Source organism: Nocardiopsis sp. TNDT3, from assembly GCF_003427465.1.
In the GTDB taxonomy this organism is placed as follows: Bacteria; Actinomycetota; Actinomycetes; order Streptosporangiales; family Streptosporangiaceae; genus Nocardiopsis; species Nocardiopsis dassonvillei.
On the sequence record NZ_QPFC01001409.1, the window covers coordinates 1 to 4,503 of the forward strand.

A 4,503-nucleotide genomic window follows, 5' to 3' on the forward strand; every position below is an offset into this window, starting at 1 on the left:
TGGTGGAGGGCCGGTGGCCGTTGGTCTTCGGCGCCCCGTTCTCGGGCAGGTCCCGCGCGGCCATGGCGTCCAGCGCCTCGGGCGTGGCGGGGGCGGCGACGGCGTACCGGGCGGGGGCGCCCGCCTCCAGGGCCAGGGCCGCGGGGGCGCGCTCGCACATGCCCAGGCACGGGCTCTCGTGCCAGGCGGCCTCCCCGTCGTGGCCGCCGGGCGGGCCGAGTCGCTCGGTCAGCCGGGCGCGCATCCGGTCCGAACCCGCGGCCGCGCAGGCGATGTCGGTGCACAGGTGCACGACCCGGCGGGGCCTGCGGCGCAGGGCGAACATCGCGTAGAAGGAGGCGACGGCGTAGGCCTCCGCCGGGGGGACGGTCAGCCTGCGGCAGATGTGGTCGAGGGCGGGGCGGCTGATCCAGCCCACGCGGTCGTTCACCGCGTGCAGGGCCGGGAGGAGGAGGTCGCGCCGGTCGCGGGCGGAGTGGCCGCCCCGCGCGTAGCGCAGGTCGGCGTCCTGGCGGGTGCCGCCGTCCCAGCCGGACTCGGGCGGCCCGAGTACGCTCTCGACGGCCTCGCGTTCGGCGGTGGTGGGCGTCTCGTCCAGGAATCGCAGGTCCACGCCGTGGTCACCTCATATCGAGTGTAATCCAGATCACAGGATTCTGTATACAGAGAACAGTATGATGGCGGTGTTCGGGTTGACAACCCCTGTAAGCGGTAAGATCGCGTAAGGATGCGTCCGAGCGTTCGGGTCGCGATCGCAGGGCGCTGACCTGGCATGACGGGCCGTGCCGCCGCCGCAGGGGGCTGGGGCGACGGCACGGCCCTCCCTCTTTCCCTCCCTCAGCCCGCGGCGGCGGTCTGGCGGGCGGAGCGCTCCACCCGTTCGATCCGCACGGCGGCGGCCTTGTACTCCGCGGTCCCCGCGATGGGGTCCGTGGCGTCGATGGTCAGCAGCTGGGTGTCCACCTGGTCGGGGAAGTGGAAGGTCATGAACACCAGGCCGGGCCGCATGGCCTTGGTGACCGAGACCGGGACCAGCACCGAGCCCCGCCGGGAGGTGACCCGGACCGTCTCCCCGTCGGCGACGCCGAGCTTGGCCGCGTCCTCGGGGGACAGGTCCAGCAGCTCGCCCCGGCGCAGCGGCGAGGAGAACCCGCTGGTCTGCACGCCGGTGTTGTAGTCGTCCAGCCGTCGGCCGGTGGTCAGGCGGAAGGGGAAGTCCTCGTCCAGCAGGTCCACCGGCGGCGAGTGGCCCACGATCCCGAACGGCGCGGGTTCGCCGCGCTCGGCGGGGTCCTCCGACCACAGCCGCGCGTGCAGGTAGCTCGGCTCCACGGTGTCCTCGGAGTAGCACGGCCACTGGATGCCGTGCAGCTCGGCCAGGCGCGCGTAGCTCATGCCCCGGTGCATGGGGGAGAGCGAGCGGACCTCGTCCCAGATCTCCTCGGCCGAGGGCCGCGTCCAGTCGTGGCCCAGCCGGGTGGCCAGGTCGCACATGATCTCGATGTCGTCGCGGGCGCCCTCCGGCGGGTCCAGCGCCCTGCGCACCAGCTGCACGCGGCGCTCGCTGTTGGTGAAGGTGCCGTCGGACTCGCACCAGGACGCGCTGGCCGGGAGCACCACGTCGGCCAGTTCGGCGGTGCGGGTCAGGAAGATGTCCTGCACGACCAGGTGGTCCAGGCCGCGCAGGCGTCGGGTGGTCTTGTGCGTCTCGGGCTCGGACTGGACGGGGTTCTCCCCGATCACGTAGAGCGTCCTGAGCTCGCGCTCGTCCATCGCCTCGAACATCTGGGTCAGGTTCAGGCCCTTGACGGGCTGGATCTCGCGTCCCCAGGCGGCCTCGAAGGGCGCGCGCACCCGGGCGTCCAGGATGTCCTGGAACCCGACCAGCCGGTCGGGGATGGCGCCCATGTCGCCGCCGCCCTGCACGTTGTTCTGGCCGCGCAGCGGGTTGAGCCCGGAGCCGTACCGCCCCACGTGCCCGGTGAGCAGGGACAGGTTGATCAGCGAACGGACGTTGTCGGTGGCGTTGTGGTGCTCGGTGATGCCCAGCGTCCAGCACATCTGGGCGCGCTCGGCGCGGGCGTAGGCGTGCGCCAGCTCGCGGATGGCCTCGGCGGGCACGCCGGTCTCGGCCTCGGCGGCGGCCAGCGTCCACGGTTCGACCAGCGCCCGGTACTCCTCCAGACCGGTGGTGGCGCGCTGGACGAAGGTGTCGTTGGCCAGCCCGGCGTGCAGGATCTCGCGGCCGATGGCGTGCGCCAGGGGGATGTCGGTGCCCACGTTCAGGCCCAGCCAGCGGTCGGCCCACTCGGCGGTGGGGGTGCGCCGGGGGTCCACGACGAACAGGCGCGCCCCGCGCCGCACGGCCTTGAGCACGTGCTGGAAGAAGATCGGGTGGGCGAAGCGCGGGTTGCCGCCCCAGATCACGATGAGGTCGGTGTCCTCGATCTCGGTGTAGGAGGAGGTGCCCCCGCCCGAGCCGAAGGCCGCGGCCAGTCCCGCGACGCTGGGCGCGTGGCAGGTGCGGTTGCACGAGTCGACGTTGTTGGTGCCGACGACGACGCGGGTGAACTTCTGCGCCATGAAGTTCATCTCGTTGGTGGCGCGGGCGCAGGAGAGCATGCCGAAGGAGTTGGGGCCGTGCTCGGCCACCCCGCGCCGGAACCCGGCGGCCGCGCGGTCCAGGGCCTCCTCCCAGGAGGCCGGGCGCAGCTCGCCGCCGTCACGGACGAGGGGTCGGGTGAGTCGGGTGAGGGGTGCGGAGGGTTCGTCGGATCGCATGTGGCCTCGCATGGTGTTCGTGGCCGGATTCGTCCGGGCCGCCGGGCGGCGATATTGTGCGGATACTGCATACAGTATTGAGACGGTGTGGGCAAGGGTCAAGGGTGCGCTGGCGCGCTAGGCGGCGACGGAGGGTGCCGCGGGCGCGGGGGCGGGCGCGTCGAGCATCCGGGCGTTGAGCAGTCCCGCGACGGCGTCCACCGCCCGGAGAGCGGGGGCGGGGGCGCCGGTCAGGTCGGCCAGCTCCACCACGGCGGACAGGATGACGTCCAGTTCCATGGGGCGGCCGCGTTCCAGGTCGTGCAGGGTCGAGGTGCGGTGGTCGCCGGCGCGCTCGGCCCCTGCCAGGCGCCGGTCGATGGAGACGGCGGGGCGCACGCCCAGCCGCGCGGCCACGTCCAGGGTCTCGGCCATCATGGTGCGGGCCAGTTCCCTGGTCGGGCGGTTGCGGCAGATCTGCACCATGGTGGAGCGGCTCAGCGCGCTCAGCGGGTTGAAGACGATGTTGCCCATCAGCTTCACCCAGATGTCCTCGCGCAGGTCCCGCTCGATCGGACACTTGAGCCCGCCCGCCTCCATCGCGGCCTGGAGGTCGCGGCAGCGCCGGGAGGAGGAGCGGTCCGGCTCGCCGATGGAGAACCGGGTCCCCTCGATGTGCCGGATCACGCCGGGTCCGGCGATCTCGGTGGCCGCGTAGACCACGCAGCCCACGGCGCGCTCGACCGGGATCGTCCGGCTGACCGCGCCGCCGGGGTCCACGCTCTCGATCCGGTGCCCGGCCAGGGGCCCCTCGATCCCGTGGAAGTACCACCAGGGGATGCCGTTCTGGGCGGCGACGACCATGGTGGAGGGGCCCATCAGGGGGCGCAGCAGCGGGCCGCAGGCCGCGTAGTGCTGGGCCTTCAGGCCGAGGATGACGGCGTCCACGGGCCCGACCTCGGTGGGGTCGTCGGTCGCGTGCGGGTGCGCGTCGAAGTCCCCGCGCGGGCTGAGGACCCGGACTCCCCGCTCGCGCAGGGCCCGCAGGTGCTCGCCGCGCGCGATGAGGTGCACGTCGGCCCCGCCCCTGTGCAGCGCGGCTCCCGCGTAGGCGCCGATCGCTCCGGCGCCGAGTACGGCGATTCGCATGAGGACTCCTTTCCATAAAATACTGTATACAGTATGCTTCGGGGCAGCGTTCTTCACCCGACGACAGGGAGAGAAGGAATGCCCGACCCGGTTGCCCCGGAAACTTCTCCGCTTCTTCCCGGAAAAAGCCGCCCGCGCGCACCGCTGCCCTGGACCAGGGCGCGGGAGCTGGCGTGGGCGACCGGCGCCGAGGGTGGACAGCCCATGGCCGAGGAGCCGCTCGACGGCGCCCTCGGTGCCACCCTCGGCGCCGACCTCGTCTCGGCGGTCGACGTCCCGGTGCTGGACAGCGCGGCCATGGACGGGTACGCGGTGGCCGGTGAGGGCCCCTGGACCGTCCTCGGCCGCTCGCTCGCCGGGCGGCGGGGGCCCGTCGTCCGCCTGAACCCGGGGGAGGCGGTGGAGGTCGCCACGGGCGCCGTCGTGCCGGAGGGCACCACCGCCGTCCTCCCCTGGGAGCGGGCGGCGGCCTCCTCCGGGCGCGTGCGCGGCGCGGCCGAGGCCGGCAGGCACATCCGCCGCAAGGGCGAGACCACCCCCGCCGGGGCGCTGGCCGCGCGCCGGGGCAGCCCCGTCACCCCCGCCCTCCTGGGG

The 4,503-nt window shown here is 73.5% G+C and carries 3 protein-coding genes and 1 pseudogene; 1 reads left to right on the forward strand and 3 read right to left on the reverse strand.

Annotation, left to right across the window (positions count from 1 at the left end):
- The 3 genes from DQW06_RS28320 to DQW06_RS28330 all read right to left on the reverse strand — a co-directional run.
- Positions 1–613 (reverse strand): NAD(P)H-dependent oxidoreductase subunit E (locus DQW06_RS28320; protein ID WP_198662580.1); only part of this gene is annotated, 613 nt, incomplete at its 3' end.
- 224 nt (positions 614–837) lie between these two features.
- Entirely contained in the window at positions 838–2,781 is a 1,944-nt protein-coding gene (locus tag DQW06_RS28325) for a molybdopterin oxidoreductase family protein (RefSeq protein ID WP_117199630.1), read from the reverse strand.
- A gap of 117 nt (positions 2,782–2,898) precedes the next feature.
- A complete protein-coding gene (locus DQW06_RS28330) occupies positions 2,899–3,909 on the reverse strand; it encodes a 2-dehydropantoate 2-reductase (protein WP_013155113.1) in 1,011 nt (336 codons plus the stop codon).
- 204 nt (positions 3,910–4,113) lie between these two features.
- Between DQW06_RS28330 and DQW06_RS28335 the strand changes: the two are divergent.
- A pseudogene (locus tag DQW06_RS28335) lies at positions 4,114–4,503 on the forward strand (molybdopterin molybdenumtransferase MoeA); the annotation flags it as partial.

Coding starts and splice junctions, on each gene's coding strand:
- DQW06_RS28330 (WP_013155113.1), bottom strand. CDS start 3,909: ATGCGAATCGCCGTACTCGGCGCCGGAGCGATCGGCGCCTACGCGGGA.
- DQW06_RS28325 (WP_117199630.1), bottom strand. CDS start 2,781: ATGCGATCCGACGAACCCTCCGCACCCCTCACCCGACTCACCCGACCC.